Genomic DNA, 20,334 nt, shown 5'->3' with positions numbered 1-20,334 from the left:
GAGAGAAATATACATATGTTTAAAACTACAAAACGTAACTGGAAACGCCTTGGACTTACCGCCGGATTGGGCTTGGGTGTAACACTCATCGCCGCTGGCTGCGGTGCGACAGAAGATACAGCCTCCATGGAAGATACAGTCGGCAAAGGCCAGGAAATCGAACTGGCTTACGTCGAATGGGATGACGCAGTGGCCACAAACCATGTCGTTGCCAAAGTATTGGAAGACCTCGGTTACGATGTGACCTTGACCCCATTGGACAACGCAATCATGTGGGAAGCCGTTTCCACTGGCGAAGCGGATGCCATGCTGAGCGCTTGGCTGCCAGGAACGCACGGCGCGCAAATGGAAGAATACGGTGACAAGATGGTCGACCTGGGCGGAAACCTTGAAGGCGCGAAAATCGGTCTGGCCGTTCCTGCGTACATGGATGTCGACTCGATCGCAGATTTGACCGATCAAGCCGGCAAATCCATCACCGGAATCGAGCCAGGTGCCGGTATCGTAGCAGCCGCTGAACGCGCGTTGGCTGAGTATCCGAACTTGAGCGATTGGTCAATCGAAACGTCCTCGTCGGGCGCCATGACCGTCACACTCGGGCAAGCGATCGAAAATGAAGAAGATATCATCATCACAGCTTGGAACCCGCACTGGAAATTCTCGGCTTATGACCTGAAATACCTGGATGATCCCAACGGAACTTTCGGCGGCGAAGAGACGGTCCACACGATGGTTCGTGAAGGACTCGAAACAGACATGCCTGAAGCTTACCAAGTATTGGATCAATTCCAATGGACTATCGAAGATGTCGAAGCTTTGATGCTCCAAATCTATGAAGGCGAATCAGCTGAAGACGCTGCCGAAGCCTTCGTGGAAGCTAATCCGGATTTAGTCGCAGAATGGACTGCCGGTGTAGCCGAATAAACAGAATATTGAACACTAGCAGGAGCTGCTGCCTCGGAATGAGGTAGCAGCTCTTGCTTTTTTGGTAAAAGTAGCCTGGGTTGTCCGATTCTTCGGCGTTATCGGACAAGCTACGAACCGAACGTGCAACGGTTGTCCGATTAATCGACGTTATCGGACAACCATCGATCTGAACCTGCTCCGGTTGTCCGATTCATTGGTGTTATCGGACAAGCTACGAACTGAACGTACAGCGGATGTCCGATTCATCGACGTTATCGGACAACCTTCGAACATTCGATCCAAATGTTCAAAGCACAATGGTGAGACGCGGAAACCGGATAACCACAGGAAATTCGTTTACTTCACGAAAAAAAGCGAAGGCCATCAGCATCCGCATGCTGATCGTCTTCGCTTTTTTGCGTTCTTTTGAACATTTTGTCCTATTCTTTCATGCGCAATGCTTCATCCGACAGCACGTTCTGTTTGCCCAACAACAGATTTTCGAAAAACATTTTCAAGTACTGTTTATCCTGTTTCTCGCCCTGATAATAGTAGAGCACGAGGGCATTCCTGAAGAAGGCAACATGTTCGCTGAAGAGCGAATAGTCGATATGTAGCCCTAATTTTCTCAAATATTGGATACCGAAAACAGCGACCGTCTCCCCATTGAGCACAGGCTCATTCTTTGTGATATTCACCGTCCGGAACTTGCCCACAGGAATTTCCTCCGGGAAAACATCAGTGAACAAATGCCTGTGGATTCCCAACAGCGTGGAAGGGGAGAGCAGGAAATGATCTTCGGCCAATAATTCCGCAATCCGGAGCGAAACGATATCCGCTTCGACTGTGTTTGCATCTACATGTTCTTTCAGGTGGTAATCCGAAATTTCGCGATAAATGGCATCGTATCCTTTTTTTCCTTCTATATTTTCGTAGGCCAGCTCAACCATGTACTCGGATGGGCTGAGGCCATCGACTTTTTGCAGACCGAATGCCGTCTGCCATAACGCCAATTTTATTTGGTAAGGCAGCTCATTTTCCGCGACATCATAGCTGGGTGGTAATTTGCCTTCTGAATATTCCATAACTAAAACCCCATTTCAAATGGAAAAGTAACTTGCTTCCTAATGATTATACAACTATTTATTCAATAATGCCGCTGCATCAGACGCCCAATTTTTCCTTTAAAGCCTCTGTCAAAGTCAACGAGAAGTTGATGCCTCTTTCGATGCCGAGCTCATTCAGATAATTTGGAATCGTCAGTGTCTTTTTCACGACCTTGTTGTCGCGCTGGGCTTTATACTTTTTAAAATTAATATCCACAAGCGTCTTAATCTGAGTATTTTTTTGTTGATAGGCGATTTGATCTGGCAAGGGCAGAGGCTCGTTTTGCTCCAGTTTATCGATTACTGCAAAACCGATATAATCCCTGGCCATCGTGATAGCCTCCGCCAAATCTTTCCCTTGTGTGTAGCCTTCCACATCCGGTATCTCGACGAAATAAGGGTATTCCTCGGCCAAATCGACGGTTATGTAGATGGGATAGATGTATACTTTGTCTTCAATCATGATAAGTCCTCCTGTTGATTCATGATAAGTGTAAAATTTAGGTTTTATTTAAGTCCGTGCTTTCTGATGAGAGCATTTGCCAAGCGTTCATTTGTTTCCCTGTGTCGAACAATCTGTTCTTTCACATTTCCGTTCGTGTAAATATCATGATTGTCGCCATGGTTCAGAAACCACCAGCCATTTTGCTCGAAAAGTTTAATAAGGTCACGGGTTTTCAATTTAATGAACTCCTCTTCAATAGTATTGTACGTACTTAGTACGTATGTGTCAAATGGGTCGCTATCTCTTGTTGAATAGGCTTTAAAATGAAATGTCAAAAGGAATATACGCAGTACATACCTTTTTTCGTTGATGTGATAATTTCAGAGTCGAAGGATAAAAGTTTGAAAACCGAAAATGATTATGGGATCCAATTATTGGGTTTGATTCCCAATAGAAAGAAGCGAAGATAACTAGCTGAAGGAGGCTGGCTGTCTTCGCTTTTTTGCGTTCTTTTGAACATTTTGTCTTTTTATTTATTAGGTAAACTTCCGAATATTATCCCAAACTCGACCCTATCAACGGCAGAATACCTCACATGCTTCCACTTAATAAACGCCAAAAAACTCATCCGCAATCAAAACATGTCAGTAAACCTGACGCACATTCCTAGAAACTGGCGTCATTTTCTGTAACGTCGTTAAAATATATCGATAGTTATTTCGCCTCATTTCACTCATAGCAATCTTGAAACCCCTCACAATTAGCCAGCCGAGAAAGTCAGTTTCTTTTCAGGAAAACCTTACATCACTGACAAACAGCAAGAAATATTCCCCGTTGTAAGCGGAATATTTTCCTGATGAAAGCAGAAATGCCATAAATGCTATCATCAAATTAGAGCTTTTTATTTACGATGAATCCGAATCCCCGTATTATGGGGACATATTAGAAATTGATTAAAATAAATTTTATCGGGAGGTAACAGCATGACAGTGAACGCAACATGGAATACAACGACAGCAACAACTCTAACCGGAGAAGAAGTAATAGCGATGGATCAACAGTACGTGATGCGGGCCTGGTCGAAGCAGGGCCAAGCGGCGATGGCAGTCGAAAAGGCGGAAGGCATTTATTTCTGGGACTATGAAGGCAACCGTCAAGTGGATATGTCCTCCTTATTGGTGAACGCGAACATCGGCCATCAGCATCCGAAAGTCGTGAAGGCGATCCAGGATCAGGCTGCAAAGATGTGCTTCATGGCACCGAGTTATGCGACCGATGTGAAGTCTCTGTTGGCGAAGAAACTGGTCGAGCTGGCCGGCGGGGATATGGCGCGCGTGTTCTTCACGAATGCCGGAGCGGATGCGAACGAGAATGCGATCAAGATGGCGCGGATCGCGACGGGGCGCACGAAAGTGTTCAGCGGCTACCACAGCTACCACGGCGCTACACTTGCAGCATCGAATGCTTCCGGGGATTCGCGCAGGTTCGCGGCTGAAATCGGCGGCGCGAACGGCTTCGTGAAATTCTCCAATCCGTCGCCTTACCGCGACAACCTTCCATTTGAAACCGAAGAGGCATTGACGGCCTTCTACCTTAAGAAACTGGGTGAACAGATCCAATACGAAGGCCCGTACAACGTGGCGGCCATCCTCTTGGAAACGGTCATCGGCGCGAACGGCATCATCGCCTACCCGAAAGGCTATCTGGAAGGGGTGCGCAACCTTTGCAACAGCTACGGCATCGTGATGATCTGTGATGAAGTCATGGCCGGCTTCTACCGGACCGGAACGGCTTTCGCTTTCCAGCAATACGCGTTTACGCCGGACATGATCACTTTTGCCAAAGGGGTGACATCAGGTTATGTGCCGTTGGGTGGCGTGATCGTCTCCGAATGGATCAGTGAATATTTCACCGAGAACCAACTCCAATGCGGCTTGACCTACAGCGGCCACACATTGGCTTGCGCGGCTGGCTTGGCGACATTGGAAGTCTACGAAGATGAAAACATCGCCGCCAACGTTGAAAAGATCGGCGCAATCTTGAAGGACTACCTGGATGAGATGAAAGCCAAGCATCCTTGCGTCGGCGATGTCCGAACTTATGGACTCTTCTGCGGAGTGGAGCTGGTGCTCGACAAGGAAACGCGCGAGCCGCTCGTGCCGTTCAACACGCCGAATCGGATCATGCCGGCCATCTACAAGGAACTCAAGGACCGAGGATTCTCGACTTTCGGCCGCGAAACGACGATCAGCGTCTGCCCTCCGCTTACGATCACCGAAGCAGAGTTGGCTGAAGTGATGCCAATCCTGGATGAAGTGCTGACGCTTGTCGATGAGCAATATATGTAAACTGCGCCGGATCCCGGCCGCACCACATTTCAAAAAATCTACTGGATAAAAGGAGTGGAGCGCATGCTAGTGAAAATTGAGGCCATCGTGAGGCCGGAGAAGACCGAACAGATTTTGGCGAAACTTGCTGAAAAAGGGCACACCGCCGTGACACGGATGGATGTGTACGGACGTGGGAAACAGGCTGGCATCCATATCGGCGACGTTTTCTACGACGAGCTGCCGAAGGAATTGCTGTTCCTGGTTGCCGAGGCAGCCCATGAAAAGGAAATCGTCGACGTCATCACCACCCAGGCGCGCACAAGCGATCTGGGGAATTACGGCGACGGCAGAATATTCGTACACGCAATCGAAAGTGCCTATACAATCAGTAGCGGCGCAGAAGGACTTTAATAGAAGGACTGTAAAGGTGGGAATTGTATGAAGGAAGTGACAGCGATCATTCGCCTGAACAAGGTGACGGAAACGAAACAAAAACTGGCTGCAGGCGGTTTTCCGGGCTTCACTTGCCGAAAAGTCTTCGGACGCGGCAAGAACCCGCTGATAGGGAGAGACTTCCGCGAAACAGTCGGACACAGCGTGCTGATGCCGAAACGGATGTTTACGATCGTGACGGAGGATGAGCATGTGGAAAATGTGATCGGCATCCTGCTGGCGGTCAACAGCACCGGCCAGGCGGGGGACGGCAAAATTTTCGTGCAAACGATCGCCCGCGAATATCAGGTACGCCGCGCATGAAACAGGTTAGGCGAAAAGAGACCAAGGAGGACAATTTTATGAAGAAAGCAGATACGCTCACAAGCGATGCACTGATTCCCGAGCAAAGCACGTCCGCGATCGCGGTTAAGAAAAGACGAAAGAGGATCCAGCCGGAAAAAATGATCACCGTCGGCACCGTCGCAACGATCATGGTACTCTGGTATGTCGTTACCGCGCTGGGGCTGGTCAGCCCGATGCTGCTGCCGAGCCCGTTGGCGGTTTGGACGGCCTTCGTGGAGATCCTCTTCAACGGCTATAAAGGCTTCTCCTTGCTGCAGCACATCGGCACCAGCTTATGGCGCCTGCTCAGTGCCTTCGGATTGGCGATCATCGCCGCGATTCCGTTGGGCCTGCTCAGCGGCTACAACACGAAGATCAAAGCCGCCTTGGATCCGATCATCAACTTCTACCGCCCGCTGCCGCCATTGGCTTACTACACTCTGTTGGTAATGGGGCTAGGGATCGCGGATGCTTCGAAAGTCGCCTTGCTTTTCCTGGCGGCCTTCGCACCGATCTACGTCAGCTGCGTCTCTGCCGTTGCGAAAGTCAACACAGACTTCATCAACAGCGCGAAAACGGTCGGCGCCAGCCAGACGCAAGTGTTCTTCCATGTCATCCTGCCTTCTTGCTTGCCGGATATCCTGACGAGCCTGCGCACCGCACTCAGCGTCGCTTATACGACCCTTGTTTCGGCGGAAATGGTTGCCGCAATGACCGGAATCGGCTGGCTGGTCCTTGATGCCAGCAACTATCTGCGCAGCGACATCGTCTTCGTCGGCATCATCATCATGGGCATCACCGGCATTCTTTTGGATAAAATCATCGTCATCATACAAAATAAATTTGTCCCTTGGGCAGGAAAATAATCGGAGGCTTTTATGAAAAAAAACCACATGTTCTCTAAACTACTGTTCTTATCTTGCTCGGCTCTTTTGTTCGCGGCTTGCGGAGGCGCGTCCAGCGCGACCGACTCTTCCACAGCTTCAGCTGATGGCGATCTGCCTGAGAAAGTCGTCATCGCGACCCTGGAAATGCCGAATGATGAAGGCATCGCGAAAGCGGAAGGCTATTTTGAAGATGAACTGGGTGTGCCAGTCGAAGTCGTCCAATTCGAAAGTGGAAAAGCCATCAACCAGGCCATGGTTTCCGGTGCCGTCGACTTCGGCTTGACCGGTTCGGGCTCGGCCGTATTGGGCATCGCTTCAGGCATCCCGATCGAAATGATCTGGATCCATGAGACACTCGGTTCGGTAGAGGCTTTGGCAGCGAAAAACGCGCTGAACGCTACCTCCTTGGAAGACCTGAAAGGCAAGAACATCGGCGTTCCTTTCGCCAGTACGGCCCACTACAGCCTGTTGCGCGCCATTACGGCCAGCGGTTTTGAAGAGACTGATTTCACACTGATCGATCTGCAGCCTTCCGATATCTTTGCGGCATGGCAACGTGGCGACATCGATGCTGCATATGTTTGGGAGCCTACCCTCAGCGAATTGCTGGCTGACGGCAACATCGTTCTGCACAGTGGAGACGTGGCGGAAATGGGTTATATGACAGCCAACGTGGAAATCGTCCGCAGCGAATTCGGTGAAGCCTATCCGGAAATCGTCGAGAAGTACATCGCCTCAGTCGATAAAGCCGTAACGCTTTACCGAGAAGACCCTGACCAAGCCATCTCCATCATCGCTAAATCGCTGAACATCACTGAAGAGTCCGCTAAGCTGCAAATGGAAGGCCAGAACTGGATTTCCGCAGCGGAACAATTGGATGCAGCCAACCTGGGCACTTCCGAGGCAGTCGGCGCAATGGCCGCTACGATGCTTGACATGGGCCAGTTCTATTTGGATCAAGGCAACATCACCGATTTGCCGAGCGAAGAAGCTTTCGCTGAAGGCATCAACACGACATACATCCAAGCTTACTTGGATTCCAAAGAATAGGGGGAGCCGCTATGCAGAGAGCTTATGACGGAATAAACGGAAAGACAGTGGTAAAACTGGAGGATGTCGAACTGGTCTACAACAGCGAAATCGGGACAGTGACGGCCTTGGCCCAAGTCAATCTCGACATCCAAGAAGGTGAGTTCATCTGCGTAATGGGACCATCCGGCTGTGGCAAGAGCACGCTCTTGAACATCATCGCGGGCTTCATGCAGCCGACTGACGGGCAAGCCTTGATGAACGGCAGGCCGATCGAAGGACCGGATTGGCAGCGCGGGGTTGTCTTCCAGTCGCCGCCGCTCTATCCGTGGCTGACGATCAAAGAGAACGTCAATTTCGGACTGCGCATGCGCAACATTCCGGAAAAGGAACGTGAGGCGATCACGGCGGAATACCTGGAAATCGTCGGACTTACGGACTTCGCCAACCGCAAACCTTATGAACTTTCCGGCGGGATGAAGCAACGCGCTTCCTTGGCCAAAGTGCTCGTCAACGAACCGGGCATGATCCTGATGGACGAACCGTTCGGCGCGCTCGACGCCCTGACCCGCGATAAGATGCAGGCGCTGATCCGCCGCATCTGGATGAAGAACCAGAGCACCGTCTTCTTCATCACCCATGACGTGGACGAAGCCCTGTCGTTGGCGACGAAAGTCATCGTCATGTCCAGCCGGCCCGGCCGCATCGTGAAGGTGCTCGACACCGACTTCACCTACGACATGGACGGCGCCAACAGCGAAAGCGCCCGCTACTCCAAGCAATACATGACGATGCGCGAATCGATCCTGAACGTCATCAACCAAAAAGACGAGCTGGCTGTGTGATATAATAAATAAAAAATAATTCGAAGGGCAGGCCTAGACGGCGCGCCTTTCGGATTACTGCTTGATAGAGAAAAACTTACTGCAGAAAGGGTGCATGGAATGGATTGGAATTATCAACAACCAGTGAAAATCATCTTCGGAAACGGCAAGCTGTCCGCTTTGAAGGAGGTCATCGCGGAGCTCGGGGAAACGGACGGCATCCTGATCTGTTCGCGTTCCTTCCGCAAATCCGGCCTGGCCGACAAAGTCATGGCGGAAGCGGACGGCCTTTTGACCGCCGTCTACAGCGATGTTTCGCCCAACCCTGAGGTGAGCGAAGTCGATGCCTGCGCCGAGCTGATGCGCGAGCAGGGCTCCAAATTCGTGGTCGCTCTGGGTGGAGGAAGCGTGATGGACCTCGCCAAAGCCGCCGCGACAATCGCTACGGTGGACGATTCAATCAGGCTCTACCACGGTACCGGCAAAGCCTTGCCGGAAACATTCCTGCCTTTGATCGCCGTGCCGACGACTTCCGGAACCGGCAGCGAAGTCACGAGCGTTTCGGTCCTTTCCGACTACGAAACCGGGAAAAAAGCGCCGATCCTGTCGCCGAACTTCTTCCCGGCCTACGCCGTCGTCGATCCGGAATTGACCTACACATGTCCGCCGACCGTGACTGCCTGCTCCGGGATCGATGTCCTGTGCCAAGCAATCGAAGGTTACTGGAGCGTGAACCACCAGCCGATCTGCGACGCGCTCGCGATCCATGCCGCCAAATTGGTGTTCGAGCATCTGCCGGTCGCCTATGCAAACCCGACCGATGCCACAGCGCGCGAGAAAATGGCCGAAGCCTCCGTCATCGCCGGCCTGGCTTTCGCGCTGCCGAAGACGACCTCTTCGCACGCCATGTCCTATCCGCTGACGAACTTGTACGGCATCCCGCACGGTGAAGCCTGCGGATTGACGATCGATTACTTCGCCAAAGTGAACGCCCTGCTGGAGACGGATGGCCGCGTGACCGCCTTCGCCAAAGCAATCGGCTTCACCGATGCAGATGAAATGGCAAACGCCATCACAGCGCTGAAAAAACAGATTGGCTTGCGGACGGATCTGACGGATTTGGACTTGTCCGATGCCCAGATTGATGAGTTGGTTCAGCTTTCCCATCATCCGAACCTCGAGAACAATCCAGTGAAGATCACGGATGACATCCTCTATGATCTGTTCGGGACGTTGACCAAGAAAGATATATATGTGGAGCAGCCGTAACCGGCTGCTTTTTTCTTTCCACATAACAAGGAATACCCCGTCAAAACCGGTTTCGACGGGGTATTCCTATTGTGCACAGTTCAAAATAGCCCGCCAAAACTGATTTGGAGGGCTAAATCAACTTCGGGCGGCCCGAAATAAACCGCCAAAGTCTGTTTGGCGGGGAATCCCCGCCCCGTGGTTGGAAACATTCTGAATTTTTTTTCCTTTACGCCAAAAAAACAGCCATCCAACCTCAAAACGAGGCTGGATGGCTGTTCCTTAGTTGCCCTAAAACTTAGTCATGACGCAAAGCTTCGATCGGATCGAGTTTCGCTGCTTTGTTGGCAGGGAAGACACCGGCGATGACGCTGATGATGACGCTGGCCAGGATGCCCAACAAGGCATAGGTCGGGGTCATGTGCAGGATGGTCGTCCCGAAGATGCGCTCGACCGCCACGTTTCCGATTGTGGAAAGGAGAGCCGCGATACCGACACCCAACAGGCCGCTGAACAGGCCAATCAGGAAAGATTCAGAGACGAAGATGCGACGGATATCTTTGTTGCGCCCGCCGATCGCTTTGATGACGCCGATTTCTTGTGTCCGCTCAACGACGCTGATGTAGAGGACGGTCAGGATCATGATTGCCGATACGAACAAGGAAATGCCAGCCACACCGGCTAGGATATACGTGAAGATATCCAGCAATTTCGTGAAGGTTTTTGCCAGCGTGTCGGTGGAAGAGCCTGCATAACCCAATCCGTTGATCGCATCTTTGATGTCTTGGGAATTGCTTGTTTCATCCGCGAATAGATACGCGACATTCGGTTCGACGGTCAAGCCGTTTTCAGCGTTCATGTCCGAGAACGTGTCCATCGTCATGAAGACCGAGTCGAAAGCGCCGGAAGGACCGATTGCGTTTCCGGCTGTGTAGATCCCGCTGACCGTGTAGGTGCCGTTCAAAGGATTGCCGTTGACGGAAAGCTTGACTTCGATTTCCTTGCCGATCATATCCTCTGGGGTGCCGGCCATCCCATCTGCCATTTCCTCGGTGATCAGGACTTCATCCTGCCCCGGGAATTCGCCGTACAAGATGTTGGAGTCGGTCATAAACTCCGAAGTCGTGCCGAAGTTCATGAACGGATAATTTTCGCCTTCATAAACGACCGTATCGCTGCCCATCGAGAAGGAAGCGTAGGACAATTCCAACTTTTCGACATTCGGAATGGCTTCCAATTCGGCAATATTCGCTTCTTCAAACGGGATGTTCTTCGAAAGCTGCGCAGCCGGATTATCGGCGATCAGTGTGCCGCCGATTCCGCCACCCCCTCCCATGCCACCTGGTTGCGCAGGGGCAGTTTCCGCGACGGTTTCGACGCTTGCAGCGGCGTCGTATTGCGTCTCCTCGGTCATCCGCGCTTCACTGATGATCGGATTGACGTTTTCGTTCATCGTGTCGGTCAAGTAGTCGTTCACGCCTTTGCCGAGCGCGAGCATCAGGATGATGCTCATGATGCCGATGCTTCCGCCCAACGCGATCAGGATGTTGCGGCTCAATTTCTCTTTCATGTTCAACAAGGCCATGCGGATGGCCGCGAGGAAACTCAGGTTTTTATTTTCCTGCTTTGCCTTTATTTGGAAGGCGTTGTCGTGGAACTGCAGCGGCGGGCGTTTTTCGTCATTGATGATTTTGCCGTCATCGATTGTCACGATGCGGGTGGAACGGGAAGCGACACGCTCCGAGTGGGTGACCATGATGACCAGTTTGCCGGTTTTCGCGATGTCCTGGATGATGTCCAGCACTTGATCCGACGTCTGGGAATCGAGCGCCCCGGTAGGTTCGTCGGCGATGATGATGTCCGGGTCGTTGACAAGGGCCCGCGCTATCGCCACCCGTTGCTTTTGCCCGCCGGATAATTGGTTCGGTTTCTTTTGGTAATGGTCCTTCAATCCCAGTTGCTCCAGCACCTCTTTGGCGCGCGCTTTTCGGGTTTTGCTGTCGATGTTCGAAAGAGTCATCGCCAAGGTGACGTTGTCCAAAATGGAAAGGTGAGGGACGAGATTGAAACTTTGGAAAATGAAGCCGATTTTCTCTTTGTGGAAAGCGACCATTTCCTTTTCCTTGAACTGGCCGATATTCTCGCCGTCCACCAGTATTTCACCGTCGAATTGCGAATCCAAGCCGCCCAACAAATTCATCAGCGTCGACTTGCCGCTGCCTGATTCACCGATGATCGAAACCAATTCGCCTTTTTCGAAGGACAACTGGACGTCCTTCAATGCGTGGAAACGTTCGCTGTCGGTGATGGGATAATATTTGTTTAAGTTGTTTACTTCCAAAAATGCCATATAACTGTTCCTCCTCTTAAATAAATAAGTGAGTAATCACTCACTTTTATCTTGTGGGTACAGTATAGTCCTTAACAGAGGATACTGTCAAGGACTGATTACGGCTGGAGGCCTTTTTCGAGAAAAAGAATCAGGTGATCGGTTTCGACATTCGCATCGGCGGTGCTGGAGAGACCCATCGATTTCGCGACGACAAAGCCAGCAACCGTGCTGATGATCAGGCGGATGATTTCCTCATTCGGCCAGTCGACGATCTCTTGCTTTTGTTTGAACAGATTCAGAAGTTGGTTGATCTCCTGGAACAGAGCTCCCGGAATCAGCGTCAGCAGATTGTCGCGCATGTTTTCCTGGTACAGATATTCCGTCAGAAAGATTTTCCAGATCTTAATGTTGTTGCCGGCGAAATCGATCCTGTCGGGCAGGACATGGTGGAGAAAATTATGGAAGGATAAGTCAGCCATATTCTCTTTATTTTTCTGCAGTTCTGCAGGAATCAACACTTCGAGCGACTTGCTGAGGATCGGCAAAATGCTGGCGTACAGCAGATTCTCCTTCGAACCGAAATGCTTGAAGATGGTGCCTTCCGCGACATCCGCCAAGCGGGCGATGTCCTTTGTCGATGTGTTCGAATAGCCTTTTTCCGCGAACAACTCCAGACTGGCGCTCAAAATGGCCTGCATCTTCGGCGTCAGTTTTTCGTTGTTCTGGATTTTGTGTTTAAAGATTTCAAAAACCGAATCCACTCTATCCGCTCCTTTACTGTAGTTTTGGTTCCATCTTACGGTGTAAATCGGAAACAAGCAAGCAGTTTCCGAAGATTGGTGGCGGATGTGCGGAGATGTGGATCTCGGATGTCAGATCGGGCGTAGTTTCCCCGCCAAAGGCCGTTTGGCGGGGAGACAACGTCGTGTGGGGCTCAAAGTTCCCCGCCAAAATTGATTTGGCGGGCTAAATCAGCATCGTGCGGCCCGAAATAAACCGCCAAAGTCTGTTTGGCGGGGAAACTCCCGCCCCAGCTTGAACTGTCAAAGCAGCACCGTCATCAGAATGATGAACGTCATGATGGAGAGGATGACGTTCAGCGAGAGGAAATTCAGGATAAAGCTCTTGTCGGGGCAATCGCCTTCGATGAAGACAGGAATGATGAAGGAGGGCGGACAGATGAACATCGTGTAGACGGCCATCTGGAACAGCCGGTCCAATCCGAGCAGCCTGTCGATGATGAAAGTGTTCAGCAGATAGGCGAACAGGAGCATCATGCCGATCCTCAGTAAAACCGCCGGCAGCGGCACCAAAAGCTGTTTCAAATCGAAGTGGAGCTCATAGCCAATCACCAGCAGGATAAGCGGCAAGGTGATTTCTGCGAGCATCCCGGCGGCAATCACAAAGGCAGAGGTCACGGGATTCGTGTGGAAAAACATCCTTCCGCCAAGCATAGAGGCGAGGATTCCCAAGAAAATCGTGATCAGGAAAGGGGATTTGACGATATGTTTGACCTGATCCTTCAGGCTCATCCTTTTTCTGCCGGTTTGGTTGCAGCCGACTTTATCCAAAAAAGTCGCGAGCACGATAAAGATGAACAACAGATTTCCGATATCGAGGATGGCCAATCTGTAGAGGTGCTCGGCGCCGAATGTGGAGATGAAGAGCGGATAGCCGATGATGCCGGTGACGAAGCTGGAATAGATCGACGGGAAGAACGCATTGGGCGATTTCCACATTTTTTTGAACAAAAATCCCATCGAAAAAGCCAACAGGCAAGTGATAAAGACCGCGACGGAGCCCCATAGGTAGTCCGTTTGCAAGTCGGCATCCAACAAAATAAGAAACAAAAGACAGGGCAATGCCAGATTCAAAATCAGCTTCTTCATGCCTCTGACGGCATCGGCGCTGATGAATGCAGTCTTTTCCAGAACAACCCCTGTCGTTATCAGCGCAATGACGGGAAAGGCCTTCAAGGCGATGGTTATGATGTCATTCATGAAACAAATCCTCCCTTCACCAACAGTGCTTTTAGATCAGCCCGACAGCGAGCAAAACACCAACCAAGGCAAGCATGACGCCCACGATAAGCTGCACAACCCGCAAGGTCACTTTTTCCAGAAGCCGCGAGCCGACGAAGGCGCCCGCAAAAGCGGCAACAATCGCAGCTGCAACCAACGCCCAGTCGGCATCCGTGCCGATGGTGCCCAGATGGTTCGCATAAACGGAAAGCCGGGTAAGGTCGATCAAGAAGGCCGCGGCAACGCCGGTCGCGATGAAGCCTTCCTTCTCGAGGCCAGCCTTGCTAAGAAAGGCGGAGCGCAAGGCACCCTGATGACCGGACAGGCCGCCGAAGAAGCCGCTGACGGCTCCGCCCAACGGCAACCAGTTCTTAGCGAATGCCATCTTTTCGAAGCGCGGAAGCAATTCAAGAAACGCAAAACCGACCATCAGCAGCCCGATGACGACCTTGACCACCGAAATCTGGAAGTCCCTTTGGCCGAAGGCGTAGCTTGCAATCGACGGCAATTCCGAAAAATAGGTCAACAGCCACGCGCCCACGAAAGCCGCAGCGATGCCAGGTAGGGCGAACTTCAGCAGCACTTCCTTATCCACTTTCCGTCCCACAAGCGCCAGCTTGAAGACATTATTCGCCAGATGGACGACCGCCGTCATGGCTATCGCTGTTTCCAACGGGAAAAAGAGTGCGAATGCCGGCATCAGCAGGGTGCTCAGTCCGAATCCGGAGAAAAGGGTCAAAAAAGATGCGCCAAGGGCAACAAGGCAGACAATCACATACATCATTTTTTCCACAACCTTTGCTTGATGGCATACTGAAATGGGCTAGGATAGTTGGTGAGGTCATCCGCAAAATAATTTTTTTCTTCTATAGGTATTGTGCGCCCACTGGAGCGGGTTATGCAAATGATATGACAGGGAACGGACATCCGAACGCCCACCATTTGGATGCGGAGTGTTTTTCGTAGTGGCGACAATCATTCCGTCGTATAATGGACACAAGGAAACAAAAGCCAGAACAATAGTTAGAACCTTGTGCCTTGCGTAAGGAGGTTTTTTAAATGAAAAGAAAAATAGCTTTAATAGGGACTTTGACGGCAATCGCCATATTTTCAGCCGCTTGCGGGCAGGACGGGGCTGCATCAGATGAATCAAGCAGCGTCATCGCAAGTAGCCAAAGCGAAGCAATTGAGTCAACCGCAGGAAGCGACAGCGAATCAGCTGCAGAAGCCGATACCAGCATAGCCAGCATTCATTTGGCCGATCCGTATTTCATGATTTTTGCGAGCAGACAATATGTGGCGCAGTACCATTACCAGGAGTTCACAGGGAATCAGCTGGAGGACCGGTTGATGACTGTAGCTGTTGACGGCGCGGATCAGGCAGTCCGGATAAGCGGGGAGAACACGGACACGACCTATCTCACCTTGGACGGGCAGGCTTATGTGGTTGATCACCTGAACCGGACGATTGCGCGTAACGAAAGTGAGGATCCTGCCGGGGAAACGGCAGACGACGGCATCATCGAAGCGCCGCCATTCAAGGACATCGGCAGCACGTATGTGGGCAGCTGGGAGGATGAGAACCTCATCTATGAAGAATACTACACCGCAAACGGGGACCGGATGTTTTATTATTTCGAGGGCGAAGTCCTGAAACGGATCCGCTCGACCTCCGGGGAAAATGAGTTCAATCTTGATGTCATCGAAATAAGCGACACGGCCTCACCGGAGCTTATCGAACTGCCCGAAGACTACGAATGGCTGCCATAAGAAAGGCTGCTGCCGCCGAACCAGCTGAACCTGTCCTCCGGCGAGAAACCTCTTCACCGGAGGACAACCAGGTAACAGTGGCTCAACTCCGACGAACCCTGCCTCGCCGGAGCTGAGCCTTCAAAAATAGACACCACCTCCGATGAGCAAACCCTCACCGGAGGAAAAACCACAAACACTGCCTTCACCTCCGGCCAGTCTCAAACCTTCAATCCTCCAATCCTCCAATCCTTTAATCCTCCTCAGACCCACGAGAGAAGATGAATCCTGATGAAGAAACAAATCAAACCGCTCATCACCGTTGCGTTACTTGCAGCACTCTTTTTCTGGCTCCACCAGTCGGATTACGCGCTTCTGCGCGGGTGGCAGGCGAACGGTGATGAAACAGAGGCGATTCCTATATACAACGGCGATTATCGATTGATATTCGACGAGAATTTCGACGAAAGTCCGCTCGATCCCACAATCTGGAACGAACAGTATCTTGCTTCCTGGACGCCGGACATGGAGTCCGCGCGTGCCGTCTACGAAGTGGTGGACGGTAATCTGAATCTCATCATCAATGAGGACACGCAGCCATGGAATCCCGAGTTCGATGGAACCGCTCGCACATCCAGCGTGATGACCGGCAACCGGGCCGGTCTCCACGAGTTCAAGCAAGGTCTGGAAGTCCGCAACGACATCGAGCCGTTCATGGGCTTCATTTCGCATTACGGCGTCTTCGAAATTCGGGCGAAAATGATGAATAGCCTCGGCAATATGTGCGCTTGGTGGCTCGTCGGGATCCAGGACACACCGGAACAGGATGTGGAAGTGGATGTCTTTGAGAATGCCCTCAATTTCGGTAATGTCGTCACGGCTTCGCTTTACGCGCACCGGGATCCGCTGGCGAGGGAGCAGCATTTCATTTATGATGTCGGCGAGGCCGACTTGAGCAATGAATTCCATCTCTACACTTTCGAATGGACGCCGGAAGGTTTCGTCTTTTATTTCGATGACGAAGAAATCGGCACGTTCCAGGCCGAGGTCGCCTATCCGATGATCTCCATCCTCTCGGCCTACGAAGGGCGTGAGAATTGGTGGGTGGGGCCTTTCGACCCAGCCGCGCCTTACCCGAAGGTGTTCCAGATCGATTATATGAAAGTCTGGAAAAAAGTGCCGGAAGACTTCGAACAAGTCGATAAACTGAAAATTGCTTCTCAGGATTATGCGACTTTCACGCTGGCAGCCGGCCAATACGCCATCGAACACGGCCAACTCGTCGGGTTCCCGTCCTACGTCACACTCCGCTACAACGACGGCACCGATACGCAGCACTGGGTCAAATGGGAAGAGCTGACGCCCGCCATCCTAAGTAAACTCGACAAATCCGGAACGTTCGAAATGGAAGGCGAAATCATCGGCATGCCGGAAGCAATCCTGGGCAACCGGAAAGCAATCATACAAATAATCGTCAGCCAGAATGAATGAGAAAAGAGTACCTACCCAGCAATTTGGTGCATGTTTAAAAAGCAATCTTTATGAAAGGAAGTGCCCGATGAAACCTATCGCAAAGCAGGTCGAACTGGCGAACGGCTTGCACCTGAGCTACGCCGAACAAGGAGCAAATAGCGGCACACCAATCATCTTGTTGCATGGCATCGCGGATTCTTGGCGCATCTTCGAGCCGCTGCTTGCCGAACTTCCGGAGAGCGTCCATGCTTACGCCTTGAGCCAACGCGGACACGGTGATTCCGACCGGCCAGCTACCGGCTACCGCACTCGTGATTTCGTGGAAGATTTGCGGTTGTTCATGGATGCACTGCGAATCCAGAAGGCGATTATCGTCGGGGCATCGAGCGGTGGTTTCGCGGCCCGCAGCTTCGCCGCAACGCATCCGGAACGGACGGCGGGGCTGATCCTGTTGGGCTCACCCGCCTCGTTGGCAGCACGGCCGAACTTGTTTGCGGAGCTGAAGGATCCGATTGATCCCGGTTTCGTGAAAAGTTTTTCGGAGAGAGTCCTCTCCCGGGCGGCACCTGCGGAAGGCTTGGCCAGTATGATAGCCGAAAACCTGAAGGCTCCCGCGCACGTATGGGTGGAGACCGGCAACGGCCTGTTTGAGGAACCCTTTCCTGGCGAGCTCGCCAAAATCCAAGCGCCTACGCTCATCGTCTGGGGCGAAGAGGATCCCATCATCACCAAGGCTGACCAGCTCGCGCTGGCTGAAGCAATCAAGGGGTCCAAGCTCATCGCGTATCCCGGATCGGGCCACATGCTCTATTGGGAAGAACCCGCCCTGATTGCACGGGATATTGTTGCTTGCATAAACGACGGGCAACTAACGTCAGACAAAAATTGAAACGGCAGCATCAATAATAAAGAAACAAGTGCGATTCCTCCAAGCCCTAATCCAGGAAAGGCGGTGCCTACGATGAAGCTGTTCGTGTCAAAAGTCAGGGAAGTGCTGCAAGCGGTCCTTCCGGTCGTCGGAATCGTCCTGCTGCTGCATATCACCTTGACGCCGCTGACCGGCCTGCAGCTTGCCCGTTTTCTGTTCGGCGCTCTCTGCATAACAGCCGGGCTATCCATTTTTCTCTACGCCATCGATTTGAGCGTCAACCTGATCGGTCGGGCGATGGGGCGGACTTTCGCCAAGACGGATAGCCTCCTGCTGCTGGCAGGAGCGGGACTGGCTTTGGGCTTCATCATTTCCATCGCGGAGCCCGACCTGCACATTCTGGCCGGGCAAGTCGAACGGCTGACAGCGGGAACGGTATCGAAATGGTGGATTATCCTCGTCGTTTCGGTCGGCATCGCCGTCATGCTTGCGATCGGATTGATCCGGATCGTCAAAACCTTCCCCCTCCACAAACTGCTCGTAGGTTTCTACGCCGGCGTGTTCCTGTTGGCGCTGTCCGCCTCCGATGAATTCCTCGCCATCGCCTTCGATGCATCAGGCGCAACGACTGGCGCCATGACGGTGCCTTTCATCATGTCGATGGCGCTGGGGGTCACGCTGCTGCGCAAGAGCACCCTCGCTTCCAATGATTGCGGATTCGGGCTGATCGGTGTTGTTTCGATCGGTCCCATTCTGTCGGTTCTGGTGATGGACCGCTTTCGAGGAACCTTGCAAGGAACCCCAATCGCTGAGGCTCCGGTCCGAACGCCTTTAACGGTTTCGCAAACAGTGTTGGGCCCATTTCTCGACAAAGTGCCTGTCATAGCCGAAGAAGTGCTGCTGGCGCTGTTGCCCATCTTCCTGATTTTCATGCTGCTGCAGCGCGTTTCCTTCCGGCTGTCCCGCAAAAACGTCTCGTGGATCATCTACGGCCTGCTGCTGACCTACATCGGCCTCTTCCTGTTCCTCCTCGGCGCGCAAGGCGGCTTCATGGAAGTCGGACGCACGATCGGTTTCAACGTCGCCTCTTTGGATAATAAACTATATTTGCTTGTGATCAGCTTTGTGCTCGGTTTGGTCACAGTCTTGGCGGAACCGGCCGTCCATGTCCTGACGCACCAAATCGAGGACATCACGAACGGCGCTGTCAAAAGGAATGCGGTCAAAGCTGTTCTGTCCTTGGGCATCGGCACGGCCGTCGCCTTGGCGATGCTGCGGATTGTATTCCCTCAAATCCAGCTTTGGCACTATCTGCTGCCGGGCTACCTCATTGCGCTGACACTGACCTTTTTCGTCCCCAAGATATTCATCGGCATCGCCTTCGATTCCGGCGGCGTCGCATCCGGGCCGATGACTGCGACCTTCATCCTCTCCTTCGTCCAAGGCGCCGCCAGCGCGATGGCCGAAGACAACCTCATCTCCGAAAGCTTCGGCATGATCGCCCTCGTCGCGATGACCCCAATCATCGCCGTTCAAGTGTTGGGGCTTGTGTACAAGCTGCGGGCCGATGGAAACAATGGATGTGGCTGACGGCTGGGGATAACCGTCTATGGATTAAGGGTGTCGGCTGAACGAAGAATAAATGTTACCGAACAGCCGACACCCGTGCGATGTGTTGACTGAACGAATAGCGAAGAACATTGAACAGCAGACGCCCGCACGATGTGTTGACTGAACGGAAGTCGGAGAACACCGAATAGCCGACGCCCGCGTGATATGTCGGCTGAACGAAGGACGAAGGATACCGAACAGCCGAGATAAACTATGTATGTCAGGCTAACGCCCATCGAAAGCACAAAACACCCTAGAACAACATATATGCTCTACAAATACACAAAAACCAGGCAGCCGCCTCTCCAACGTTGGATGATGCGTCTGCCTTTTTAGTCTGGATAAACCTGAAAGAGAAGAATGTCAATTGAACGAAGAATGAATGTTACTGAAGGGCCGACGAAAACCCGATGTGTCGACTGAACGAGGAGTGAAGAATACCGAACAGTCGACAAGAAGAAAAATCGTCGACTGAACGAATAGCGAAGAACACAGAGCAGCCGACGCAGTATGTAACACCACACTGCACGATGCGGTACCACACCTCGTTTCGCGTAGAAACATACTTTGGGTTTCGTAAACAATCTCCACTTCTTCAAATTATAGAAGCTATATAGCAAATTATGCGTATACTACCTGAATTATTCATACCACCCCAAATCTTGATATGAACAACTCTATTTCATCTGCAATATTGGATTTTTGGTAGAGCTGTTATTTTTTCCCTT

Annotated in this window: 19 protein-coding genes; 13 read left to right on the top strand and 6 right to left on the bottom strand. The window is 51.9% G+C overall.

Going from position 1 to position 20,334, the window contains the following annotated elements; translation table 11 throughout:
* Positions 1 to 15: 15 nt before the first annotated feature.
* Positions 16 to 924 (top strand): glycine betaine ABC transporter substrate-binding protein, encoded by a 909-nt coding sequence (locus BM184_RS15710; RefSeq protein ID WP_086943639.1) that lies wholly within the window; start codon positions 16 to 18, stop codon positions 922 to 924.
* Positions 925 to 985: 61 nt separating this feature from the next.
* Positions 986 to 1,336 carry a hypothetical protein gene (locus tag BM184_RS15175; protein WP_143091132.1) on the top strand — a complete coding sequence of 117 codons (351 nt, stop codon included), beginning with the start codon at positions 986 to 988 and terminating at the stop codon, positions 1,334 to 1,336.
* Between the two features lie 10 nt (positions 1,337 to 1,346).
* Here the strand turns inward: BM184_RS15175 and BM184_RS09350 are convergent, their stop codons facing one another.
* The gene (locus BM184_RS09350; RefSeq protein WP_086943640.1) at positions 1,347 to 1,991 is read right to left on the bottom strand and encodes a hypothetical protein; all 645 of its coding nucleotides are present in this window, start codon (positions 1,989 to 1,991) and stop codon (positions 1,347 to 1,349) included.
* 79 nt (positions 1,992 to 2,070) lie between these two features.
* Positions 2,071 to 2,475 (bottom strand): type II toxin-antitoxin system HicB family antitoxin, encoded by a 405-nt coding sequence (locus BM184_RS09345; protein WP_086628635.1) that lies wholly within the window; start codon positions 2,473 to 2,475, stop codon positions 2,071 to 2,073.
* Positions 2,476 to 3,440: 965 nt separating this feature from the next.
* Here BM184_RS09345 and BM184_RS09335 point away from each other — a divergent pair.
* From BM184_RS09335 to BM184_RS09305, 7 genes are all read left to right on the top strand, one after another.
* On the top strand, positions 3,441 to 4,805 hold the full coding sequence (locus tag BM184_RS09335) for an aminotransferase class III-fold pyridoxal phosphate-dependent enzyme (protein WP_086943642.1): 1,365 nt from the start codon (positions 3,441 to 3,443) through the stop codon (positions 4,803 to 4,805).
* A 63-nt stretch (positions 4,806 to 4,868) separates the two neighbouring features.
* Entirely contained in the window at positions 4,869 to 5,198 is a 330-nt protein-coding gene (locus tag BM184_RS09330; protein ID WP_086943643.1) for a P-II family nitrogen regulator, read from the top strand.
* A gap of 27 nt (positions 5,199 to 5,225) precedes the next feature.
* Positions 5,226 to 5,543: a P-II family nitrogen regulator gene (locus BM184_RS09325; protein ID WP_086628639.1), complete on the top strand. Its 318-nt coding sequence runs from the start codon at positions 5,226 to 5,228 to the stop codon at positions 5,541 to 5,543.
* A 38-nt stretch (positions 5,544 to 5,581) separates the two neighbouring features.
* On the top strand, positions 5,582 to 6,430 hold the full coding sequence (locus tag BM184_RS09320; protein WP_086943644.1) for an ABC transporter permease: 849 nt from the start codon (positions 5,582 to 5,584) through the stop codon (positions 6,428 to 6,430).
* A 12-nt stretch (positions 6,431 to 6,442) separates the two neighbouring features.
* A complete protein-coding gene (locus tag BM184_RS09315; protein ID WP_086943645.1) occupies positions 6,443 to 7,501 on the top strand; it encodes a taurine ABC transporter substrate-binding protein in 1,059 nt (352 codons plus the stop codon).
* Positions 7,502 to 7,512: 11 nt separating this feature from the next.
* Positions 7,513 to 8,325 carry an ABC transporter ATP-binding protein gene (locus BM184_RS09310; RefSeq protein ID WP_086628642.1) on the top strand — a complete coding sequence of 271 codons (813 nt, stop codon included), beginning with the start codon at positions 7,513 to 7,515 and terminating at the stop codon, positions 8,323 to 8,325.
* 99 nt (positions 8,326 to 8,424) lie between these two features.
* Positions 8,425 to 9,573: an iron-containing alcohol dehydrogenase family protein gene (locus BM184_RS09305; protein WP_086943646.1), complete on the top strand. Its 1,149-nt coding sequence runs from the start codon at positions 8,425 to 8,427 to the stop codon at positions 9,571 to 9,573.
* A 277-nt stretch (positions 9,574 to 9,850) separates the two neighbouring features.
* On the opposite strand, the gene BM184_RS09300 is transcribed toward BM184_RS09305, so the two are convergent.
* From BM184_RS09300 to BM184_RS09285, 4 genes are all read right to left on the bottom strand, one after another.
* On the bottom strand, positions 9,851 to 11,902 hold the full coding sequence (locus BM184_RS09300; RefSeq protein WP_086628644.1) for an ABC transporter ATP-binding protein/permease: 2,052 nt from the start codon (positions 11,900 to 11,902) through the stop codon (positions 9,851 to 9,853).
* 98 nt (positions 11,903 to 12,000) lie between these two features.
* Positions 12,001 to 12,645, bottom strand: coding sequence for a TetR/AcrR family transcriptional regulator (locus BM184_RS09295; protein WP_086943647.1), 645 nt, complete (start codon positions 12,643 to 12,645; stop codon positions 12,001 to 12,003).
* A gap of 282 nt (positions 12,646 to 12,927) precedes the next feature.
* Positions 12,928 to 13,884, bottom strand: a complete 957-nt coding sequence (locus tag BM184_RS09290) for an AEC family transporter (protein WP_086943648.1) — start codon at positions 13,882 to 13,884, stop codon at positions 12,928 to 12,930.
* A 31-nt stretch (positions 13,885 to 13,915) separates the two neighbouring features.
* Positions 13,916 to 14,686 carry a sulfite exporter TauE/SafE family protein gene (locus tag BM184_RS09285; protein ID WP_256213111.1) on the bottom strand — a complete coding sequence of 257 codons (771 nt, stop codon included), beginning with the start codon at positions 14,684 to 14,686 and terminating at the stop codon, positions 13,916 to 13,918.
* Positions 14,687 to 14,964: 278 nt separating this feature from the next.
* Here BM184_RS09285 and BM184_RS09280 point away from each other — a divergent pair, with 278 nt between their 5' ends.
* The 4 genes from BM184_RS09280 (at position 14,965) to BM184_RS09265 (ending at position 19,585) form a co-directional block, all read left to right on the top strand.
* On the top strand, positions 14,965 to 15,675 hold the full coding sequence (locus tag BM184_RS09280; protein ID WP_086943650.1) for a hypothetical protein: 711 nt from the start codon (positions 14,965 to 14,967) through the stop codon (positions 15,673 to 15,675).
* 270 nt (positions 15,676 to 15,945) lie between these two features.
* Positions 15,946 to 17,145, top strand: a complete 1,200-nt coding sequence (locus BM184_RS09275) for a family 16 glycosylhydrolase (protein ID WP_086943651.1) — start codon at positions 15,946 to 15,948, stop codon at positions 17,143 to 17,145.
* A 67-nt stretch (positions 17,146 to 17,212) separates the two neighbouring features.
* On the top strand, positions 17,213 to 18,016 hold the full coding sequence (locus tag BM184_RS09270; protein ID WP_177208613.1) for an alpha/beta fold hydrolase: 804 nt from the start codon (positions 17,213 to 17,215) through the stop codon (positions 18,014 to 18,016).
* Between the two features lie 72 nt (positions 18,017 to 18,088).
* Complete coding sequence (locus BM184_RS09265) at positions 18,089 to 19,585, top strand: DUF1538 domain-containing protein (RefSeq protein ID WP_086943653.1); 1,497 nt, start codon at positions 18,089 to 18,091, stop codon at positions 19,583 to 19,585.
* The last annotated feature ends 749 nt before the right edge of the window (positions 19,586 to 20,334 follow it).

Origin of the sequence: Trichococcus pasteurii (assembly GCF_900112935.1) — a bacterium.
In the GTDB taxonomy this organism is placed as follows: Bacteria; Bacillota; Bacilli; order Lactobacillales; family Aerococcaceae; genus Trichococcus; species Trichococcus pasteurii.
Note: the sequence above shows the minus strand (reverse complement) of the source record. Positions and strands in the feature narration are given on the sequence as shown.